This is a genomic window from Streptomyces sp. NPDC054956, from assembly GCF_053609185.1.
This window is the reverse complement of sequence record NZ_JBSGXB010000012.1, coordinates 39559-59395: the sequence shown is the minus strand read 5'-3', so window position 1 is coordinate 59395 and position 19837 is coordinate 39559. Positions and strand designations below refer to the sequence as shown.

At 71.4% G+C, this 19837-nt stretch carries 15 protein-coding genes and 2 pseudogenes; 11 read left to right on the top strand and 6 right to left on the bottom strand.

Translation table 11 applies throughout. The annotated features are described in order from the left end of the window. Nucleotides 1-105 precede the first annotated feature (105 nt). Both ACWGDE_RS04525 and ACWGDE_RS04520 read right to left on the bottom strand, forming a co-directional pair. Nucleotides 106-912 (bottom strand): phosphatase, encoded by an 807-nt coding sequence (locus ACWGDE_RS04525; protein ID WP_453387486.1) that lies wholly within the window; start codon nt 910-912, stop codon nt 106-108. 56 nt (nt 913-968) lie between these two features. Continuing rightward, on the bottom strand, nt 969-1547 hold the full coding sequence (locus ACWGDE_RS04520; protein ID WP_453387485.1) for an SACE_7040 family transcriptional regulator: 579 nt from the start codon (nt 1545-1547) through the stop codon (nt 969-971). 100 nt (nt 1548-1647) lie between these two features. Between ACWGDE_RS04520 and ACWGDE_RS04515 the strand changes: the two genes are divergently transcribed. The 10 genes from ACWGDE_RS04515 to ACWGDE_RS04470 all read left to right on the top strand — a co-directional run bounded on the left by ACWGDE_RS04515 (nt 1648) and on the right by ACWGDE_RS04470 (nt 14930). Then, a complete protein-coding gene (locus tag ACWGDE_RS04515; protein WP_453387484.1) occupies nt 1648-3264 on the top strand; it encodes a carboxyl transferase domain-containing protein in 1617 nt (538 codons plus the stop codon). Nucleotides 3265-3280: 16 nt separating this feature from the next. Then, nucleotides 3281-5323 (top strand): ATP-binding protein, encoded by a 2043-nt coding sequence (locus tag ACWGDE_RS04510; RefSeq protein ID WP_453387483.1) that lies wholly within the window; start codon nt 3281-3283, stop codon nt 5321-5323. An 11-nt stretch (nt 5324-5334) separates the two neighbouring features. Beyond that, a complete protein-coding gene (locus ACWGDE_RS04505) occupies nt 5335-6252 on the top strand; it encodes a hydroxymethylglutaryl-CoA lyase (RefSeq protein WP_453387487.1) in 918 nt (305 codons plus the stop codon). An 8-nt stretch (nt 6253-6260) separates the two neighbouring features. Next, on the top strand, nt 6261-7421 hold the full coding sequence (locus ACWGDE_RS04500) for an acyl-CoA dehydrogenase family protein (RefSeq protein ID WP_453387482.1): 1161 nt from the start codon (nt 6261-6263) through the stop codon (nt 7419-7421). A gap of 156 nt (nt 7422-7577) precedes the next feature. Next, nucleotides 7578-8615, top strand: coding sequence for an ABC transporter substrate-binding protein (locus ACWGDE_RS04495; protein WP_453387481.1), 1038 nt, complete (start codon nt 7578-7580; stop codon nt 8613-8615). A 91-nt stretch (nt 8616-8706) separates the two neighbouring features. After that, nucleotides 8707-9657: a siderophore-interacting protein gene (locus ACWGDE_RS04490; RefSeq protein WP_453387480.1), complete on the top strand. Its 951-nt coding sequence runs from the start codon at nt 8707-8709 to the stop codon at nt 9655-9657. A 141-nt stretch (nt 9658-9798) separates the two neighbouring features. Next, nucleotides 9799-11280 (top strand): pyridoxal phosphate-dependent decarboxylase family protein, encoded by a 1482-nt coding sequence (locus ACWGDE_RS04485; protein WP_453387479.1) that lies wholly within the window; start codon nt 9799-9801, stop codon nt 11278-11280. Then, complete coding sequence (locus ACWGDE_RS04480) at nt 11264-12565, top strand: lysine N(6)-hydroxylase/L-ornithine N(5)-oxygenase family protein (protein ID WP_453387478.1); 1302 nt, start codon at nt 11264-11266, stop codon at nt 12563-12565. The genes ACWGDE_RS04485 and ACWGDE_RS04480 overlap by 17 nt, the downstream gene beginning before the upstream one ends. Beyond that, a complete protein-coding gene (locus ACWGDE_RS04475) occupies nt 12562-13152 on the top strand; it encodes a GNAT family N-acetyltransferase (protein WP_453387477.1) in 591 nt (196 codons plus the stop codon). The genes ACWGDE_RS04480 and ACWGDE_RS04475 overlap by 4 nt, the downstream gene beginning before the upstream one ends. After that, a complete protein-coding gene (locus tag ACWGDE_RS04470; RefSeq protein ID WP_453387476.1) occupies nt 13149-14930 on the top strand; it encodes an IucA/IucC family protein in 1782 nt (593 codons plus the stop codon). The genes ACWGDE_RS04475 and ACWGDE_RS04470 overlap by 4 nt, the downstream gene beginning before the upstream one ends. Nucleotides 14931-15013: 83 nt before the next feature. Here ACWGDE_RS04470 and ACWGDE_RS04465 read toward each other — a convergent pair whose 3' ends face one another. The 4 genes and pseudogenes from ACWGDE_RS04465 to ACWGDE_RS04450 form a co-directional block, all read right to left on the bottom strand. Beyond that, nucleotides 15014-16006, bottom strand: coding sequence for a hypothetical protein (locus ACWGDE_RS04465; protein WP_453387475.1), 993 nt, complete (start codon nt 16004-16006; stop codon nt 15014-15016). 87 nt (nt 16007-16093) lie between these two features. Continuing rightward, nucleotides 16094-16249, bottom strand: a pseudogene (locus ACWGDE_RS04460) (hypothetical protein); the annotation flags it as partial. Between the two features lie 136 nt (nt 16250-16385). Continuing rightward, a pseudogene (locus ACWGDE_RS04455) lies at nt 16386-16811 on the bottom strand (delta-60 repeat domain-containing protein); the annotation flags it as partial. Between the two features lie 334 nt (nt 16812-17145). Next, the gene (locus ACWGDE_RS04450; protein ID WP_453387474.1) at nt 17146-18738 is read right to left on the bottom strand and encodes a beta-N-acetylhexosaminidase; all 1593 of its coding nucleotides are present in this window, start codon (nt 18736-18738) and stop codon (nt 17146-17148) included. Nucleotides 18739-18790: 52 nt separating this feature from the next. Here ACWGDE_RS04450 and ACWGDE_RS04445 point away from each other — a divergent pair, with 52 nt between their 5' ends. Next, nucleotides 18791-19732: a DUF4429 domain-containing protein gene (locus ACWGDE_RS04445; protein ID WP_453387473.1), complete on the top strand. Its 942-nt coding sequence runs from the start codon at nt 18791-18793 to the stop codon at nt 19730-19732. Nucleotides 19733-19837: the final 105 nt, after the last annotated feature.

The following is a 19837-nucleotide window of genomic DNA, read 5'->3' as shown; positions in this document are numbered from 1 at the left end:
GCGTACAGGTGCGGGCCGACGCCGGCGAAATTCCAGCCCCGCCGGCGTTTGAGGCGCGGGGGTCCGGGGGCTGGCCCCCGTGCGGCGGCGCCGCACCGACAATCGCTACCGCAGGCCCGCCGCCGCGAGGAGGTACGCGACCATCGGGTCGTAGAAGCGGGGGTCGCGGACGTGGTCGTCCAGGGGGATCGCCACCTGGAGGGTGCCCTCCGCCTCCGCCAGGAACAGGGCGGGGTCGTTGCAGTCGGCGTAGCCCACCGCGTCCAGGCCCCGCTGCGCCGCGCACCCCGCCCAGCCGTGGTCGGCGACGACCAGGTCCGGCTGCGGGCGGCCCTCCGCGGCGAGGCCGTCGAGGATCGCGGCCATCGGGGCCGGGGAGTGGGTGTGCCACAGGGTCGCGCCGCGCTCCAGTACGGCGATGTCCGCGAACTGCCACACCGAGCCCTCGTCGGCCGTCAGGCCCTGCGGGATCACCACGATCTCGCAGCCCGCCGCGCGCAGGGCATCGGCGGTCGCCCGGTGCACGTCCAGCAGGCCGCCCGGGTGCCCGGTGGCCAGCAGCACGCTCTGCCGGTCCAGCGCGGCCTTGCGCAGCCGCGCCGCCAGCCGGTCCAGGCCGGCCACGGTCAGTTCGGGGTCGATGGTGTCCTGGCCGAAGCGGTGGACGGGGTCGTCCACGACGCCGCACCGCTCCGCCATCACCGCGAGCACGTCCTGCTCGTCCGTCCAGCGGTCGCCCAGCTCCAGGCCCAGCCAGTAGTGCCGGTCGCCGTTGGCGAGCTTGCGGTAGTGGGAGAGGTTGTTCTCGCGCGGGGTGGCCACCTGCCCCGCGATCCGCGTGCGGACCAGATGGTCGATGAGTTCGGCTCGGCTGGGGACAGGCGTCTCTATCGGCTTCGGCATGCCGCCCATTCTGCCGCCGCCCGCCCGGAGGCGTCCCTTCCATCCCGACCGGCGGACACGTGGCCTCACCCCGACAGCGCCCCGAACGCCCCGTTCGCGAGCCTGCGCAGCAGCGACTCCGTCGCCTCCCGGCCCAGGGCGGCCAGGTGGGGAGTGGAGTTCAGCAGGCCGAACACCGCGTGCACGCAGACGCGCACCTCCGACTCGCCCACCTCGGGGTGCAGCTCCCGTACGACCTCGACCCACAGTTCGACGTACTGCCGCTGCAGCTGCCGCACGAGCTTGCGGTCCGCCTCGCGCAGCCGGTCGAGCTCCCGGTCGTGGAGGGTGATCAGCGCCCGGTCGTCGAGCGCGAAGTCGATGTGGCCCTCGATGAGCGAGGCCAGTACTCCGGACGGGTCACCGGCCGCCTCCTCCGCCCGTCGGCGGCCGCCGGTCAGCAGCCGTTCGCTGATGCCGACGAGCAGCTCGGCGAGCATCGCGTCCTTGCCCGCGAAATGCCGGTAGAGGCCGGGGCCGCTGATGCCGACGGCGGCCCCTATCTCGTCCACTCCGACGCCGTGGAATCCGCGCGCGGCGAAGAGGCGGGCAGCCTCGCTCAGGATCTGCTCGCGACGGGTCGGGGCGGCCGCTCTGGTGCTCATGGGAATCCATTCTAGACAGGGCCGTTAGCGGTCGTTAACCTAAGTCCCACATGCGTTAACGCTCATTAACACGAGCGCACCGAGCAAGGGAGCTCGACCGATGCAGCAGGCACCAGTGCTGACGAGCGCCGCCGACCCGGCGTCCGATGCCTGGCGGGCCAACGAGGCCGCCCACCGCGAGCTCTCCGAGGGCCTGCGCGCCCGGCTGGAGGCCGCCCGCCTCGGCGGCGGGGAGAAGGCCCGCGCCCGCCACACCGCCCGCGGGAAGCTGCTGCCGCGCGACCGCGTGGACGCCCTCCTCGACCCCGGGTCCCCCTTCCTGGAGCTGGCCCCGCTGGCCGCCGAGGGCATGTACGGGGGCGCGGCGCCGGCCGCCGGCGTGATCGCGGGCATCGGCCGGGTCAGCGGCCGCGAGTGCGTCATCGTCGCGAACGACGCCACCGTCAAAGGCGGCACGTACTACCCGATGACCGTCAAGAAGCACCTGCGCGCCCAGGAAGTGGCCCTGGAGAACCGTCTCCCCTGCCTCTACCTGGTCGACTCCGGCGGCGCCTTCCTGCCCATGCAGGACGAGGTCTTCCCCGACCGGGACCACTTCGGCCGCATCTTCTACAACCAGGCCCGCATGTCGGGGGCCGGCATCCCGCAGATCGCCGCCGTCCTCGGCTCCTGCACGGCGGGCGGCGCGTACGTCCCCGCCATGAGCGACGAGGCCGTCATCGTGCGCGGCCAGGGCACGATCTTCCTCGGCGGCCCGCCGCTGGTGAAGGCGGCGACCGGCGAGGTCGTCACCGCCGAGGAGCTCGGCGGCGGCGAGGTGCACTCCCGGACCTCCGGGGTCACCGACCACCTCGCGGAGGACGACGCGCACGCGCTGCGGATCGTCCGGAACATCGTGGCCACCCTGCCCGGGCGCGGGGCCCTGCCCTGGTCGGTCGAGGCGCCGGAAGAGCCGAAGGTGGACCCGTACGGGCTGTACGGGGCGGTCCCCGTCGACTCGAAGACCCCGTACGACGCCCGCGAGATCATCTCCCGGATCGTGGACGGCTCCCGCTTCCAGGAGTTCAAGTCGGAGTTCGGGCAGACCCTGGTCACCGGCTTCGCCCGGATCCACGGCCACCCGGTCGGGATCGTCGCCAACAACGGCATCCTGTTCTCCGAATCCGCCCAGAAGGGCGCGCACTTCATCGAGCTGTGCGACCAGCGCGGCATCCCGCTGCTCTTCCTGCAGAACATCTCCGGCTTCATGGTCGGCCGGGACTACGAGGCCGGCGGCATCGCCAAGCACGGCGCGAAGATGGTCACCGCCGTGGCCTGCACCCGGGTCCCGAAGCTGACGGTCGTGGTCGGCGGATCGTACGGAGCGGGCAACTACTCGATGTGCGGGCGCGCGTACTCCCCCCGCTTCCTGTGGATGTGGCCCAACGCCAAGATCTCCGTCATGGGCGGCGAGCAGGCGGCCTCCGTACTGGCGACGGTCAAGCGGGACCAGATCGAGGGCGCCGGCCAGGAGTGGCCCGCCGAGGACGAGGAGGCCTTCAAGGCCCCCGTCCGGGCGCAGTACGAGGCCCAGGGCAACGCCTACTACGCGACCGCCCGGCTGTGGGACGACGGGGTCATCGACCCCATGGAGACCCGGCAGGTGCTGGGACTGGCCCTGACCGCGTGCGCGAACGCTCCCCTGAGCGACTCGGGCTTCGGCATCTTCCGTATGTGACGTGAGGACCTCACTGATGTTCAGCACTGTTCTGGTGGCGAACCGGGGCGAGATCGCGGTCCGGGTCATCCGCACCCTGCGAGAGCTCGGCATCCGCTCCGTGGCCGTCTTCAGCGACGCCGACGCGGACGCCCGGCACGTACGGGAGGCCGACACGGCCGTCCGGATCGGCCCTGCGGCGGCCGCCGAGAGCTACCTGTCGGTGGAGCGGTTGCTCGACGCGGCGCGCCGCACGGGCGCCGAGGCCGTCCACCCCGGCTACGGCTTCCTCGCGGAGAACGCGGCCTTCGCGGCGGCGTGCGCGGAGGCGGGCCTGGCCTTCATCGGGCCGCCGGCTTCGGCGATCTCCCTGATGGGCGACAAGATCCGGGCCAAGGAGACCGTCAAGGCGGCGGGCGTGCCCGTGGTCCCCGGCTCCTCGGGCAGCGGGCTCTCGGATGCCGAACTGGTCTCCGCCGCCGAGAAGATCGGCATGCCGGTACTGCTCAAGCCCTCGGCGGGCGGCGGCGGCAAGGGCATGCGGCTGGTACGGGACTCCGCCCTGCTGGGCGAGGAGATCGCGGCGGCGCGGCGCGAGGCCCGGTCCTCCTTCGGCGACGACACCCTGCTCGTGGAGCGCTGGGTGGACCGGCCCCGGCACATCGAGATCCAGGTACTGGCGGACGCGCACGGCAACGTGGTGCACCTCGGCGAGCGCGAGTGCTCCCTGCAGCGGCGCCACCAGAAGGTCATCGAGGAGGCCCCGTCGGTCCTGCTGACGCCGGAGCTGCGGGAGTCGATGGGCGCGGCGGCCGTGGAGGCGGCGCGCTCGTGCGGGTACGTCGGCGCGGGGACGGTGGAGTTCATCGTGCCCGGCGGCGACCCCTCCTCCTACTACTTCATGGAGATGAACACCCGTCTCCAGGTCGAGCACCCGGTGACCGAACTCGTCACGGGCCTGGACCTGGTGGAGCAGCAGCTGCGGGTCGCGGCGGGCGCGGAGCTGGGCTTCGCCCAGTCGGACGTGGTCCTGACCGGGCACGCGATCGAGGCGCGGGTCTGCGCGGAGGATCCGGCGCGGGGGTTCCTGCCGTCCGGCGGCACGGTGCTGGCCCTGTCCGAGCCCTCGGGCGGATCCGTCCGTACGGACTCCGGGCTCACGGCGGGCGTGCCGGTGGGTTCCACGTACGACCCGATGCTGTCGAAGGTCATCGCGTACGGGCCCGACCGGGCGGCTGCGCTGCGGGTGCTGCGGGGGGCGCTGGCGGACACCGTGATCCTGGGTGTCCAGACCAACGCGGGTTTCCTGCGGAGGCTGTTGGCGCATCCGGACGTCGTCTCGGGCGACCTGGACACGGGACTGGTCGAGCGCGACCTCCCGTCCCTGCTCCCGGAGGGCGTCCCGGCCGAGGTGTACGCGGCGGCCGCCCTGCTGGCCGCGCCCCCGTCGCCGGCGGGGCTGGAGGGTGCCGCGGCGGCGGGAGGCTGGGTCGACCCGTTCGACGCCGCCACCGGCTGGCGCCTCGGTGGCACGCCCGCCTGGATGGTCCACCACTTCCGCCTCCCGGGCCAGGACCCGGTAGCGATCCGCACCCGTCCTTCCGGCTCCGACACGGAGTTGCTCCTCACGCCCGCACCCGACGGCGGCGCCCCCGGCACCCCGGCCCGGGGCCGGATCGTCGAGCTGACCCGTGACCGCCTCACGGTCGAACTCGACGGGGTCACCCACCGGTTCAGCCACGCCACCTCCCCGGAGGGGACCTGGCTCGGCCGCGACGCGGACAGCTGGCACGTCCAGGACCACGACCCCGTCGCGGCAGCGCTCAGCGGCCGGGGCCACACCGGCGCCGGAACCCTGGCGGCTCCGATGCCCGGCACCGTCACCGTCGTCAAGGTGGCCGTGGGCGACACGGTCGTCGCCGGGCAGAGCCTGCTCGTCGTCGAGGCCATGAAGATGGAGCACGTCATCTCCGCCCCGCACGCCGGCACCGTCACCGAAATCGACGTCACCCCCGGCACCACGGTGGCCATGGACCAGGTACTGGCCGTGGTCACCCCGGACGAGGAGGAGGCCAAGTGAACGGGCTCCCGATGACCCTCCCGGCGCCCGGGCTCCCGGCCCGGGTCCGCATCCACGAGGTCGGCGCGCGCGACGGACTGCAGAACGAGAAGACGGCCGTCCCCACCGCCGTGAAGGCCGAGTTCGTCCACCGGCTGGCCGCCGCCGGGCTCACCACCATCGAGGCCACCAGCTTCGTGCACCCCAAGTGGGTCCCCCAGCTGGCCGACGCCGAGGAGCTGTTCCCGCTCCTGGCGGACGTGGAGGCCGCGCTGCCGGTCCTCGTCCCCAACGAGCGCGGCCTCGACCGCGCGCTCGCGCTCGGTGCCACCCGCATCGCCGTGTTCGGTTCGGCCACCGAGACCTTCGCGTCGCGCAACCTCAACCGCACGGTCGCCGAGTCCCTCGCGATGTTCGAGCCCGTCGTGGCCCGCGCGAAGGAGCAGAAGGCGCACGTGCGCGGCTACCTCTCCATGTGCTTCGGCGACCCCTGGGAGGGGCCGGTCCCGGTCCACCAGGTGGTCGGCGTCGCCAAGGCCCTGCTCGACCTCGGCTGTGACGAGCTGAGCCTCGGCGACACCATCGGCGTCGCCACCCCGGGGCACGTCCAGGCCCTCCTGAGCGAGCTCAACGAGGTGGGCGTGGGCACCGACCGGATCGGTGTGCACTTCCACGACACCTACGGCCAGGCCCTGTCCAACACCCTCGCCGCGCTCCAGCACGGCGTGACCACCGTGGACGCCTCCGCAGGAGGCCTCGGCGGATGCCCGTACGCGAAGAGCGCCACCGGAAACCTCGCCACCGAGGACCTGGTGTGGATGCTCGACGGCCTCGGCATCGAGACCGGGGTCGATCTGGCCGCCCTCACCGCCACGAGCGTGTGGATGGCCGAGCAGTTGGGGCGACCGAGCCCCTCCCGTACCGTCCGCGCCCTCTCCCACAAGGAGTAACGAAGACCATGGCCCTCGACCACCGGCTCACCCCCGAGCACGAGGAACTCCGCCGCACCGTCGAGGCGTTCGCGCACGATGTCGTGGCGCCCAAGATCGGCGATCTGTACGAGCGGCACGAGTTCCCGTACGAGATCGTCGCCGAGATGGGCCGCATGGGCCTGTTCGGCCTGCCCTTCCCCGAGGAGTACGGCGGCATGGGCGGCGACTACCTCGCCCTCGGCATCGCCCTGGAGGAGCTGGCCCGCGTCGACTCCTCGGTCGCCATCACCCTGGAGGCGGGCGTCTCGCTGGGCGCCATGCCGCTCTACCTCTTCGGCACCGAGGAGCAGAAGCGGGAGTGGCTGCCGAGGATGTGCTCCGGCGAGATCCTCGGCGCCTTCGGCCTGACCGAGCCGGGTGCGGGCTCCGACGCCGGGGGCACCCGTACGACCGCCGTCCGCGAGGGCGACGAGTGGGTGATCAACGGCTCGAAGTGCTTCATCACCAACTCCGGTACGGACATCACCGGTCTGGTCACCGTCACGGCCGTGACGGGCCGCAAGGCCGACGGCCGCCCGGAGATCTCCTCGATCATCGTCCCGTCCGGCACCCCCGGCTTCACGGTGGCCGCCCCGTACTCCAAGGTGGGCTGGAACTCCTCGGACACCCGCGAACTGGCCTTCCAGGACGTACGGGTCCCGCTCGCCAACCTGGTCGGCGAGGAGGGCCGCGGTTACGCCCAGTTCCTGCGCATCCTCGACGAGGGCCGCATCGCCATCTCGGCGCTGGCCACCGGGCTCGCGCAGGGCTGCGTGGACGAGTCGGTGAAGTACGCCAAGGAGCGGCACGCCTTCGGCAAGGCGATCGGCGACAACCAGGCCATCCAGTTCAAGCTGGCGGACATGGAGATGCGCGCCCACATGGCCCGCATCGGCTGGCGCGACGCGGCCTCCCGGCTCGTGGCCGGCGAGCCGTTCAAGAAGGAGGCGGCCATCGCGAAGCTGTACTCCTCGACGGTGGCCGTCGACAACGCGCGCGAGGCCACGCAGATCCACGGCGGCTACGGGTTCATGAACGAGTACCCGGTGGCCCGCATGTGGCGCGACTCGAAGATCCTGGAGATCGGCGAGGGCACGAGCGAGGTCCAGCGCATGCTGATCGCCCGCGAGCTGGGCTTCGCCGGCTGATCCACCCCGCTCCGAAGCGGCCCGCGTCCCCACGCGGGCCGCTCCCGCGTTCCCGGTAGAACTTAGGGCCCCCTTACCGCTTTCAGCCAAGGTTAGGCTAACCTTCCTCTCGAACGGCCCGACGGCCGCCCGGCACGCATGAAAGCGGACATCGACATGCCCAAGTCCCGATCCTCCCTCCTCACCCGCCGCGGTCTCATCGCGGCAGGCGGCGCTCTCGGCCTGGTCGCCGCGCTCACCGCCTGCGGCGGCAACGACACCGCGAAGGACGGGGCGGGCAGCAAGGGCTCGGGCGCGGCCTCCGGTCCCTGGACGTTCAAGGACGACCTCGGCAAGGACGTCTCCACCAAGGCGACGCCCAAGAACATCGTCGCCTTCACCGGCACCGCCGCCGCGCTGTACGACTACGGCATCAACGTCAAGGGCGTCTTCGGCCCGACCAGGACCGCCGACGGCAAGGCCGACGTACAGGCCGGCTCGATGGACATCTCCAAGGTCGAGGTCCTCGGCAACGTCTACGACGAGTTCAACGTCGAGAAGTACGCCGCGCTCCAGCCCGACCTGCTGGTCACCAACACCTGGGACGGCACGTACTGGTACGTGCCGGAGGCCTCCAAGGACAAGATCCTCAAGCTCGCCCCGGCCGCCGCGATCGGCGTGGGCGGCGACGTGAGCATGGACAAGGCCCTGGCCCGCACCGCGGAGCTCGCCAAGTCCCTGGGCGCCGACCTGAACTCCAAGAAGGCCGTCGACGGCAAGGCCCGCTTCGAGGCGGCCTCCGCGAAGCTCCGCGAGGCCACCAAGGCCAACCCGGGCATCAAGGTGCTCGTCGGCTCCGGCTCCGCCGACCTGTTCTACGTCTCCACCGCCGGCACCTCCGCCGACCTGAAGTACTTCCAGTCGCTCGGCGTCGAGTTCGTCACCCCGGAGAAGACGCAGGAGGGCGGCTTCTTCGAGAGCCTCAGCTGGGAGAACGCCGGCAAGTACAAGGCCGACGTCGTCCTGCTCGACAACCGCACCGGCACCCTGCAGCCGGCCGAGCTGAAGGCCAAGCCGACCTGGGCCGAGCTGCCCGCCGTCAAGGCCAACCAGGTCACCCCCCGCGTGACCGAGCCGATCTACTCGTACGAGAAGTGCGCGCAGATCCTCGAGGACCTCGCGAAGTCCATCCAGAACGCCAAGAAGGTCAGCTGACCCTCGGCAGACCGGCCCCGGCGCCTCACCCAGGCGCCGGGGCCGCCTGCCGTCGCCCGTCATCGCACCGATCCGCAGGGGGACCCTCCGCATGACCGCCACCGCATCCGACTCCGCCCGGACCACCGAGACCGCAGGGTCCGCCGAGGTCGCCGAAGCCGCCGCGGCCGTGGCCCACTTCACGTTCTTCGAGCTCGAAGTGGTGCGCACCCGGCGCCTGGGCCACTCGTTCCTGCGGGTCACCTTCGGCGGCGAGTCCCTCGTGGACTTCCGCTCCGGCGGCTACGACCAGAGCCTGTCCCTCTTCCTTCCGCCGGCCGGCCGCGAGCACACCGTGCTGCCGTCCACGACCGAGGACACCTGGTTCGGGGACTGGCGCGCGATGGCCGACGAGGACCGCCCGGTGATGCGCTCGTACACGGTCCGCGAGCAGCGGCGGACCCCTGAGGGCGCGAACGAGGTCGACATCGACTTCGTCCTGCACGGGGATTCCTCTCCCGCCTCCTTCTGGGCCGGCCGCGCGGTGTCCGGCCGCCGGATCATGGCGATCGGCCCGGCCGTGGCGGAGAACAAGTCCGTACGTTTCCAGCCGCCGGCCGGCACCGACGCGGTCCTGATGTACGCGGACGAGACCGCCCTGCCCGCCGCCGCCGCGATCCTGGACCGGCTGGCGGACGGCACCCGGGTCAAGGCCTGGTTCGAGGTCCCGCACGAGGAGGACCGGCTGGTCCTGCCGACGCGCGCCGACGCGGACATCACCTGGGTCGTACGGGAGCCCGGCGCCGGCTCCGAGCGCACCGAACGGCTGCTGGAGGTGGTCCGGGCGGCCGAACTGCCGGCCGCCGAAGCCCCGTACGCCTGGATCGCGGGCGAGTCCGCGACGATCCGGGCGGTGCGCAGGCACTTCGTGCAGGAGCGGGGCGTCGACCGGCGCGCGGTGCGCTTCACCGGCTACTGGCGACTCGGTGCGAGCGAGGAGGAGCTGCTCGCGGAGGCGTACGCGGGCCGGGCGCCGAGCGAGGACCCGACGGCGGAGCTCTAGCTCCAACTGCCTCTTGGCTTAAAACACTTGTGATGGGCTCCGGCTTTTGGCCGGGGCCCATCTGCATTTGGCGAGGAAGTAAGGTTAGGCTAACCTAAGCCACGCACCCCAAGCCCTCTCCCCCTGCCCGGAGGAAAGTTGATGCGTCAGCATCTGCTCAACGAGACGACCGCGGACCTCTACCGGCGCTCCGTCACCGAGGGAGTCGCGCGCGTCGCGGCCAAGCTCGCCACGACGGAACGGCCCCACACCGGCATATCCGTCGACGAACTCGCCCCGGTCATCGCCGGCATCGACCTGGACGCCCCGCTGGAAGACGCGGCCGCCGCCCTGGACGAGCTGGAAGAGGTCTACCTCCGCGACGCCGTGTACTTCCACCACCCGCGCTACCTGGGCCACCTCAACTGCCCGGTGGTCATCCCGGCCGTGCTCGGCGAGGCCGTCCTGTCGGCCGTCAACTCCTCCCTCGACACCTGGGACCAGTCGATCGGCGGCACGCTCATCGAGCGCCGCCTCATCGACTGGACCGCCCGGCGCATCGGCCTCGGCCCCGACGCGGACGGCATCTTCACCTCCGGCGGCAGCCAGTCGAACTTCCACGCGCTGCTCCTGGCCCGCGACGAGGCCTGCCGCATCGTCATGAAGAACAGCCCCCGCGAGCTGCCCAAGTCCGAAGTCCTGCCGAAACTGCGCATCTTCACCTCCGAGGCCAGCCACTTCAGCGTGAAGAAGTCGGCCGCCATGCTCGGACTGGGCTACGAGGCGGTCATCGCCGTCCCCGTCGACCGCAACCGCCGGATGGACACCTCGGTCCTCGCCCTGGAACTGGAGAACTGCGCCCGCGAGGGCCTCTTCCCCATGGCCGTCGTCGCCACCGCCGGCACCACCGACTTCGGGTCCATCGACCCGCTCCCCGAGATCGCCCGCCTGGCCGCCGAGCACTCCGCCTGGATGCACGTGGACGCCGCGTACGGCTGCGGACTGCTGGTCTCCCCCACCCGCCGGCACCTCCTCGACGGCATCGAGCACGCCGACTCGGTGACGGTCGACTACCACAAGTCGTTCTTCCAGCCGGTCAGTTCCAGCGCCCTGCTGGTCCGCGACCGCGACACCATGAAGCACGCCACGTACCACGCGGACTACCTCAACCCGCGCCGGATGGCGCAGGAGCGGATTCCCAACCAGGTCGACAAGTCCATCCAGACCACCCGCCGCTTCGACGCGCTCAAGCTCTGGATGACCCTGCGCGTGATGGGCGCCGACGGCGTCGGCTCGCTCTTCGACGAGGTCATCGACCTGGCCGCGGCCGGCTGGGACGCCATCGACGCCGACCCGCGCTACGAAGTCGTCGTCAAGCCGCAGATCTCCACGCTGGTCTTCCGGTTCGTCCCCGGGGGCGACGTACCCGCCGAGCTCGTGGACGAGGCCAACCTGCACGCCCGCAAGGCCCTGTTCGCCTCCGGCGAGGCCGTCGTGGCCGGCACCAAGGTGGACGGCCGGCAGTACCTGAAGTTCACGCTCCTCAACCCGCAGACCACGACGGCCGACATCGCGGCCGTCCTCGACCTCCTCGCCGCACACGCCGAGCAGTTCCTGGGAGAATCCCTTGCCGTCCACCGTTAAGCCCCACGACTTCATCGGAATCGGCCTCGGTCCCTTCAACCTGGGACTCGCCTGCCTGACCGCGCCGATCGACGAGCTCGACGGCCTGTTCATCGAGTCGAAGCCGCACTTCGAGTGGCACGCCGGCATGTTCCTGGACGGCGCGCACCTGCAGACGCCGTTCATGTCCGACCTGGTGACCCTCGCCGACCCGACCTCGCCCTTCTCCTTCCTGAACTACCTGAAGGACAAGGACCGGCTGTACTCGTTCTACATCCGGGAGAACTTCTACCCGCTGCGCGCCGAGTACAACGAGTACTGCCGCTGGGCCGCCGACCGGCTCGACAACGTCCGGTACTCCACCTCGGTCACCGAGGTCACCTACGACGAGCGGGCGGGCCTGTACGAGGTCCACACCGACCGCGGCGAGACCCACCTGGCCCGCCGCCTGGTCCTGGGCACCGGCACGCCGCCCTTCGTCCCGCAGGCCTGCGAGCGGCTCGGCGGGGACTTCACCCACAACTCCGCCTACATGCAGAACAGGGCGGAGCTGCAGAAGAAGAAGTCGATCACCCTGGTCGGCTCGGGCCAGAGCGCGGCCGAGATCTACTACGACCTCCTCTCGGAGATCGACGTACACGGCTACCAGCTCAACTGGGTCACCCGCTCCCCGCGGTTCTTCCCGCTGGAGTACACCAAGCTGACGCTGGAGATGACCTCCCCCGAGTACGTGGACTACTTCCACGCGCTCCCCGAGGACACCCGCTACCGCCTGGAGACCCAGCAGAAGAACCTGTTCAAGGGCATCGACGGCGAGCTCATCAACGCCATCTTCGACATGCTCTACCAGAAGAAGGTCACCTCGCCGGGCCCGGTCCCCACCACCCTGCTGACCAACACCTCCCTGGGCAGCGCCGCGTACGACACCACCACGGGCACCTACACGCTGGGGCTGCGCCAGGAGGAGCAGGAGCGCGACTTCTCCCTCGCCACCGAGGGCCTGGTCCTCGCGACGGGTTACAAGTACACGCTGCCCGAGTTCCTCGCCCCCGTCCGCGACCGCCTGAACTTCGACGGCCACGGCCGCCCCGACGCGGCGCGCAACTACAGCATCGACACCACCGGCCGCGGCGTGTTCCTCCAGAACGGCACGGTCCACAACCACTCGATCACCTCGCCCGACCTGGGCATGGCCGCGTACCGGAACGCCTACATCATCGGAGAGCTCCTCGGCCGCGAGTACTACAAGGTCGAGAAGTCCATCGCGTTCCAGCAGTTCGCAGCCCCGGAAGGCACCCTCGTATGAGCACCACCACCGACCACCGGTTCACCCGCACCGACGCGGCCCTCGGCACCTTCGCCGTGCGCCCGCTGGACCCCTTCGCCGACGCGGAACTGCTCCACGGCTGGGTCACGCACCCCAAGGCCTCGTTCTGGATGATGCAGGAGGCCTCGCTGCCGGACGTCGAGCGCGAGTACATGCGCATCGCCGCCCACGAGCACCACGACGCCTTCATCGGCCTCCACGAGGGCCGCCCCGCCTTCCTGATGGAGAGCTACGACCCGAGCGAGCTGGAACTGGTCGGCCTGTACGAGGCTCGGCCCGGCGACGTCGGCATGCACTTCCTCGTCGCCCCCAGCGACACCCCCGTGCACGGTTTCACCCGCGCGGTCATCACCACCGTCATGGCGGCCCTGTTCGCCGACCCGGCGACGCGCCGCGTCGTGGTGGAGCCCGACGTGCGCAACACGGCCGTGCACGCGCTGAACGAGGCGGTCGGCTTCGTGCCCGACGGCCCGGTCACCAAGCCGGAGAAGGAAGCCCTGCTGAGCTTCTGCACCCGCGAACAGTTCGAAGCCGCCACCGGCCTGACCACGGGAGCGTCGATATGAGCCTCACCGACGCCGTCTCCCACCTCTCCCCCGAGCTGTGGGCCCGCGCCAACCGCGCCCTGGTCCGCAAGGCCCTGGCCGAGTTCTCGCACGAACGCCTGCTGACCCCCGCCCCGCTGGGCGGGAACGCGTACGCGGTCCGCAGCGACGACGGGGAGGTGGAGTACCGCTTCACCGCCGCCCTGCACTCCCTGGACCACTGGGCGGTGGACGAGGCGTCCATCACCCGCCACCGGGGCGGGAGCGAACTGCCGCTGGACGCGATCGACTTCCACATCGAGCTGAAGGACGCGCTCGGCCTGAGCGCCGAGGTCCTGCCGGTCTACCTGGAGGAGATCTCCTCCACCCTGGCGGGCTCGGGCTTCAAGTACACGAAGCCGCAGATCCCCTCGTCGGTGCTGGCGAAGTCCTCCTTCCAGGACATCGAGACCGGCATGACCGAGGGCCACCCCTGCTTCGTCGCCAACAACGGCCGCCTCGGCTTCGGCGTGCACGAGTACCTCTCGTACGCCCCGGAGACGGCGAGCCCCGTCCACCTGGTGTGGGCGGCGGCCCGCAAGGACGTCTCCACCTTCACGGCGGGTGCGGGCCTGGACCACGACTCCTTCATGCGCGCCGAGCTCGGCGAGGCCGCCATCGAGCGGTTCGAGGCCTCCCTGAGGGCCCTGGACCTGGACCCGGCGGACTACCACTACTTCCCGGTGCACCCCTGGCAGTGGTGGAACAAGACCACGGTCACCTTCGCCGCCGAGATCGCCAACCGCCGGCTGGTCCTGCTGGCCGAGGGCGAGGACGCGTACCTGGCGCAGCAGTCGATCCGGACGTTCTTCAACACCAGTGCGCCCGGGAAGCACTACGTCAAGACGGCGATCTCGGTCCTCAACATGGGCTTCATGCGCGGCCTGTCCGCCGCCTACATGGAAGCCACCCCGGCCATCAACGACTGGCTGCACCAGCTGATCCGGTCGGACGAGGTGCTGCGCTCCCTGGACTTCTCGATCATCCGCGAGCGCGCGGCGATCGGCTACCACCACCGCCAGTACGAGCGCGCCACCGACCGGTACTCCCCATACCGCAAGATGCTGGCCGCACTGTGGCGCGAGTCCCCGGTGAACTCCCTGAAGGGCGAGGAACGCCTGGCCACGATGGCCTCGCTCCTGCACGTGGACTCCGAGGGCAACTCCTTCGTCGGCGCCCTCATCGCGGAGTCGGGCCTCACGCCCGCCGAGTGGCTGCGCTCGTACCTGAGGGCCTACCTGGTCCCCCTGCTGCACTGCTTCTACCAGTACGACCTCGCGTACATGCCGCACGGCGAGAACACGATCCTCGTCATCGAGAACGGCGTGGTGAAGCGGGCGATCTTCAAGGACATCGCCGAGGAGATCGTGGTCATGGACCCGGACGCGGTCCTGCCGCCGGCCGTGGAGCGCGTCCGGGCGGACATCCCGGAGGACATGAAGCTGCTGTCGATCTTCACGGACGTCTTCGACTGCTTCTTCCGCTTCCTGGGCTCGATCCTCGTCTCGGAGGGCATCTGCGAGGAGGACACCTTCTGGAAGGCCGTGGCCGACTGCGCCCACGACTACCAGGAGTCGGTCCCCGCCCTGGCGGACCGCTTCGCCCGCTACGACCTCTTCGCGGACGAGTTCCAGCTGTCCTGCCTCAACCGCCTCCAGCTGCGCAACAACAAGCAGATGGTCGACCTCGCCGACCCGGCCGCCGCCCTGCAGCTGATCGGGACCCTCAAGAACCCCGTCGCACCCTTCGCGCGACGGTGAACAAAGGTGCGGCGGAGGGTTCGACACGGTCCCTCGAACCCTCCGCCGCACCCGGCCTCACCTGATCACCAGCCGCCGGCTCCCTACGGGCAGCTCAGGCGGGTGTCGCCCGGGTCGGTCGTGCAGGTGTCGGTGCCCATGCCGCCGTTGGCGGTGTCGTTGGCGGAGACGGAGTCGACCGTGTCGAGGCGGTCGTCGCCGTAGTAGCCGGTCAGGATGTCGTTTCCGGTGCCGCCGTTGAGGGTGTCGTTGCCGAAGCCGCCGTCGATGTTGTCGTTGCCGGGGCCGCCGTGGACGGTGTCGTTGCCGTAGCCCGCCCGGACGGTGTCGTTGCCGCTCAGGGCGCAGATCACGTCGTTGAAGTAGCCGCCGGTCAGGGTGTCCGCGCCGCTCGTGCCGATGATCGTGCAGCCGCGTGCGTTGTTGACCGTGCTGGTCGCCGTCGCGGTGTTGTTGCCGGGCACCGGGTCGGTCTGGGTGGCGGTGGCGGTCGCGCGATCGGTCAGGGTGCCCGTGGCGCGGGGTTCGGCGACGACCGTCACCGTGGCCTGCGCGCCGGGGGCGAGGGTGCCCAGGGCGCAGTTGGCGCCGGTGGCGGTGACGGTGCAGGTGCCCTGGCTGGGCGTGGCGGACAGGACGGTGCCGCCGGCGCCGCTGAGGGTGTCGGACAGGGAGGTCGCCGTGGCGGTCGTGGTGGAGCTGTTGTTGGTCACCCGGACCGTGTAGGTGGCCCGGTCGCCGATGCTGACGGTGGTGGTTCCGGTCTTGGTGACCGACAGGTCGACCCCGGCCGGCGGGGGCGGGGGCTCGCTGCCTCCGCCGCCCAGGTAGCGGGCCACGGCGCGGTCGGCGCTCAGGCTGATGGCCTCGCCGGCGATGCCGGCGGCGAGGATCTTGCCGTCCGTCTGGAGGGCCACGGAGGTGGCCTGGTCCTCGATGCCGCCGAAGTCGGTGGTCAGCCGCCCGTCGCCGCTGAAGTCGGGGTCCGGGCTGCCGCCGGTGTTGTACCGCGCCAGCGCGAAGTCGCTCCCGTAGTAGCCGGCCGCGACGATCCTGCCGTCGGACTGCAGCACCACGTCCGCCGCGCCGCCTGCTTCGGGTCCGAAGGGGACGGTCAGGCGGCCGTCGCCGTCGAAGGTCGGGTCCGGGGCGCCGGCGGCGGTGAAGCGGGCCAGTGCGAACTGGTTGCCGGAGTCGCCCGCGGTGACGATCCTGCCGTCGGGCTGGAGCGCGACGCCCCGGGTGTTTCCGAAGCCGGCGGCGATCCCGTCGCCGTCGAAGGTCGCGTCCAGGCTGCCGTCGGCGTTGTAGCGGGTCAGCCAGCTGCCGCCGGCGCGCGACGATCCTGTTGTCGCTCTGCAGCGCCAGGTCGGTGACGTTCTGGCAGCAGCCGGCCCCGAAGTCGGTCATGACGATGCCGTCGCCGCCGAAGCTCGTGTCCGTGGCGCCGGCGGGGGTGAGGCGTGCCAGCGTCCAGCGACCGAGGCTTCCCCCGCCGAGGACGAGCGCGCCGTTCGGCTGCACCTTGACCGCCAGGGCGGTGTCGATCGAGTCGACGTCGGGGTCCGTGAGCGCCTTGCCGCCGTCACCGAATCCGGTGTCCAGACTGCCGTCGGGGTTGTAGCGGGCCGTCGCCCACGTTCCGGTGCCGGCGATGGAGGTGGAGCCCCCGGTCACGACGATCTTGCCGTCGGGCTGCACGGCCACGGCCCGCGCCTCGTCGTTGTTGATGTCGAAGTCGGTGGTGACGATGCCGTCGCCGCCGAAGGTCGTGTCCAGGCTGCCGTCGGTGTTGTACCGCACCACGACGAAGTCGCCCGAGGTCTCGTCGAAGTAGCCGTCGCCGACCGTGACGATCTTTCCGTCCGACTGCACGGCCATGCCCGAGATGTTCTCGTAGCCGGTCACGTCGGTGACGACCTTGCCGTCGCCGCTGAAGGAGGTGTCCAGGTCACCGGGGGCGGCCGCGGCCGCCGTGGGCAGACTCAGTACGAGCGCCAGTGCCGCGGCGCTCGCCGCAGTGATGCGCCCGGACCGGCGCCGTGGGGGATAGAGGGGCATGGGGCTATCTCTCCGTCCGTGGGTTCCTGCGAGCGCCACCACCCTTCTGGTACGCGGGCCCCGGCCGGAGCGGGCTGCGCCCGCCGGACCCCGAGTTCCACCCCCACGAGTGATGGTTCGATCGCCCACACGGATGCGGCCCGGGGAACGCGCCTCACGGGCTCCAGGGAACGTCCGGCGCCCGGTGATAGTTGATGTCCTGCGCGTCCATGCGCGGCCCCTGCGCGGCCAGCCGCTGCCGGTAGCCCTCCCAGCCGAGCGCACCGGCGGGCGACCAGCCCAGTTCCGCCAGGCTCTGGAGCCGGGGGAAGGCCATGAACTCCCAGTCGGTGCGGGTCGCGATCGTCTCCGTCCACAGCGGGGCCTCCACCCCGAGGACCGCGGACTGCGGGACACCGGCCAGGTACGTCCCCGGGTTCCAGTCGTAGGAGCGGCGCACCGGCACGTACCCGGCCCAGGCCAGCCCCGGCTTCGTCGCCTTGTCGTACTTCATGTCCAGGTACAGCCGGTCCGCCGGGGACAGGATCACCGGGTGGCCCGCCTTCGCGGCCGCGGCCACCGCCGCCTTCTCCGCGGCCGGGGTGCGGTCGTGGCCCCAGTACTGGAGCACCGCTCCCCCGGCCGGACGGGCCGTCGCGAGCTGGTGCCAGGCCACCACCGTCTTGCCGTGCCGGGCCACCACCGCCTGCGCCCGGTCCATGAAGGCCGCGTAGTCCGCGGCGGGCGTGGAGTGCGCCTCGTCGCCGCCGATGTGGAGGTACTTCCCCGGGGTCAGCTCCGCGATCTCCCCGAGCACCTGGTCGATGAACTCGTACGTCCGCTCGTCGCCGACGCACAGCGAGCTGAAGCCGACCTTGATCCCGGTGTAGCGCTCGCGTGCCTTGCCGTCGCAGTTCAGCTCCGCGTAGGCGGCCTGCGCCGCGTTCACGTGCCCCGGCATGTCGATCTCCGGGACCACGTCCACGTACCGCTCGCCCGCGTACGCCACCAGCTCGCGGTACTCGTCCTTCGTCCAGTGGCCGCCGGGCCCGCCGCCGACCTCGCCGGCGCCCCCGTACTCCGCGAGCCTGGGCCAGGAGTCGATCGCGATGCGCCACCCCTGGTCGTCGGTCAGGTGCAGGTGCAGGGTGTTGACCTTGTACTGCGCGAGCTGGTCCACGTACCTCTTGACCTGCTCGACCGTGAAGAAGTGGCGGGCCACGTCGATCATCGCCCCGCGGTACGCGAAGCGCGGCGCGTCGGTGACCGTTCCGCCGGGCACCGTCCCCGGGCCGGACACCGGCAGCAGCTGGCGCAGTGTCTGCCCGGCGTGGAAGAGCCCGGCGGGCGTGCGGGCGGTGAGGGTGACCCCGCCGGGTCCGGACTCCAGCCGGTACCCCTCCTCCCCCGCCCCCCGGGCGTCCTCGTCGATCTCGAGCCGGATTCCGTCGCCCTCGACGCCGTCCACCACGGGCAGCGGGAGCCCGCTGGGCCCGCGCAGCTGCTCGGCGAGGAGTTCGCCGACCCGGCGGACCTCCTCGTCGTCCGTCAGACCGGTACGGATGACCGTGCCCGGCCCGAAGGCGTACCCCGGGCCCCCGGCGTGCGCGGAGGCGGGCGCCGGCAGGAGCCGGTCGAAGGGGGCGAGCGCGGCGGGTGGCTCGTCGCCGGGCCGGGAGTCGTCCCCGCGGGCGGAGCCGCAGGAGACGGCCGCGGGGACGGCGGCGAGGACGAGGAGGACGGCGAGCGCGCGTCGCGGGACTCTCATGCGCCCAGATATAGGCCCACCGGGCCCGGAAGGGCGGTGCGAGAATCCGGGGATGGCGGAAATCATCCAGAAGGACGGCACATGGACGTTCGAAGGGGACTCGGTACGCATCGTGCCGGGCCGCGACAAAGAGGTGGGGCTGCTGCGCCAGACGCTGGGCGAGGTGATCGTGCCGCTGCACGCGCTGGCGGGGATCTCCTACGAACCGGGTCGCAAGGCGGGCCGGCTGCGCCTGCGGCTGCGTGACGGCGCCGACCCGCTGCTCCAGGTGACGGGCGGGCGGCTGCCGGAGGCCTCCGATCCCTACCGGCTGACCGTGAAGCCGGACCGGTCGGGGGTCGCGGAGTACTTCGTGGACGAGGTGCGCAACGCCCTGCTGCTCGACCAGGTGGACCCCGGGCCCGCGGACTCCTACCTCCTGCCCGGCCCCGCCGTCCCGATCACGGTCGGCGCGGGCGACGGGACGGTGGCCTTCGACGGGGACCGGGTGTCCCTGGACTGGAACTGGACGGCGGAGGAGGCCAAGAGTTCGGGCGGCCCGCGGGAGTTCCGGGTCGCGGACGTGCGGTCGGTGGAGTGGAACCCGTCGCGGGGCCTGGACCACGGGTGGCTGCGCTTCGTCCTGGCCGGTGCCACGGCGAGCGCAGCGCCGAAGTACGACCCGCACACCGTGGAGCTCTACGGGTTCAAGAAGGACCCGCTGATGGCGCTGGTCGCGGCCGCCGTGACGGTGCGCATGCCGCACCCGGCGGCGCCCGATCCCGCGCCCGATCCCGCGCCCGTCCCCGCGCCCGTCTCCGCGCCCGTCCTCTCTTCCGGCTTCGCTTCCGACCCCTCTTCCGATCAGGAGAAGCCCGCGCCGGGGTCCGGGGAGGCGGCGGACCACGACGTCCTGCTGCGGCGGCTGCGCGAGCTGGGAGAACTGCACCAGTCGGGGATCCTCACGGCCGAGGAGTTCAGCACGGCGAAAGCGGCGATTTTGGGACGTTTCTGAGCATCGAAGACCGGAATTGACCCATCCGTTGGTCCAGACCAGCACGATCCTGCCCGATTTCGGGCAGGATCTTTGCGTTCTGCCGCTCTTGCCGTCAATATCGAC

Coding starts and splice junctions, on each gene's coding strand:
- ACWGDE_RS04525 (WP_453387486.1), bottom strand. CDS start 912: ATGGGCGGCATGCCGAAGCCGATAGAGACGCCTGTCCCCAGCCGAGCC.
- ACWGDE_RS04520 (WP_453387485.1), bottom strand. CDS start 1,547: ATGAGCACCAGAGCGGCCGCCCCGACCCGTCGCGAGCAGATCCTGAGC.
- ACWGDE_RS04515 (WP_453387484.1), top strand. CDS start 1,648: ATGCAGCAGGCACCAGTGCTGACGAGCGCCGCCGACCCGGCGTCCGAT.
- ACWGDE_RS04510 (WP_453387483.1), top strand. CDS start 3,281: ATGTTCAGCACTGTTCTGGTGGCGAACCGGGGCGAGATCGCGGTCCGG.
- ACWGDE_RS04505 (WP_453387487.1), top strand. CDS start 5,335: ATGACCCTCCCGGCGCCCGGGCTCCCGGCCCGGGTCCGCATCCACGAG.
- ACWGDE_RS04500 (WP_453387482.1), top strand. CDS start 6,261: ATGGCCCTCGACCACCGGCTCACCCCCGAGCACGAGGAACTCCGCCGC.
- ACWGDE_RS04495 (WP_453387481.1), top strand. CDS start 7,578: ATGCCCAAGTCCCGATCCTCCCTCCTCACCCGCCGCGGTCTCATCGCG.
- ACWGDE_RS04490 (WP_453387480.1), top strand. CDS start 8,707: ATGACCGCCACCGCATCCGACTCCGCCCGGACCACCGAGACCGCAGGG.
- ACWGDE_RS04485 (WP_453387479.1), top strand. CDS start 9,799: ATGCGTCAGCATCTGCTCAACGAGACGACCGCGGACCTCTACCGGCGC.
- ACWGDE_RS04475 (WP_453387477.1), top strand. CDS start 12,562: ATGAGCACCACCACCGACCACCGGTTCACCCGCACCGACGCGGCCCTC.
- ACWGDE_RS04470 (WP_453387476.1), top strand. CDS start 13,149: ATGAGCCTCACCGACGCCGTCTCCCACCTCTCCCCCGAGCTGTGGGCC.
- ACWGDE_RS04450 (WP_453387474.1), bottom strand. CDS start 18,738: ATGAGAGTCCCGCGACGCGCGCTCGCCGTCCTCCTCGTCCTCGCCGCC.
- ACWGDE_RS04445 (WP_453387473.1), top strand. CDS start 18,791: ATGGCGGAAATCATCCAGAAGGACGGCACATGGACGTTCGAAGGGGAC.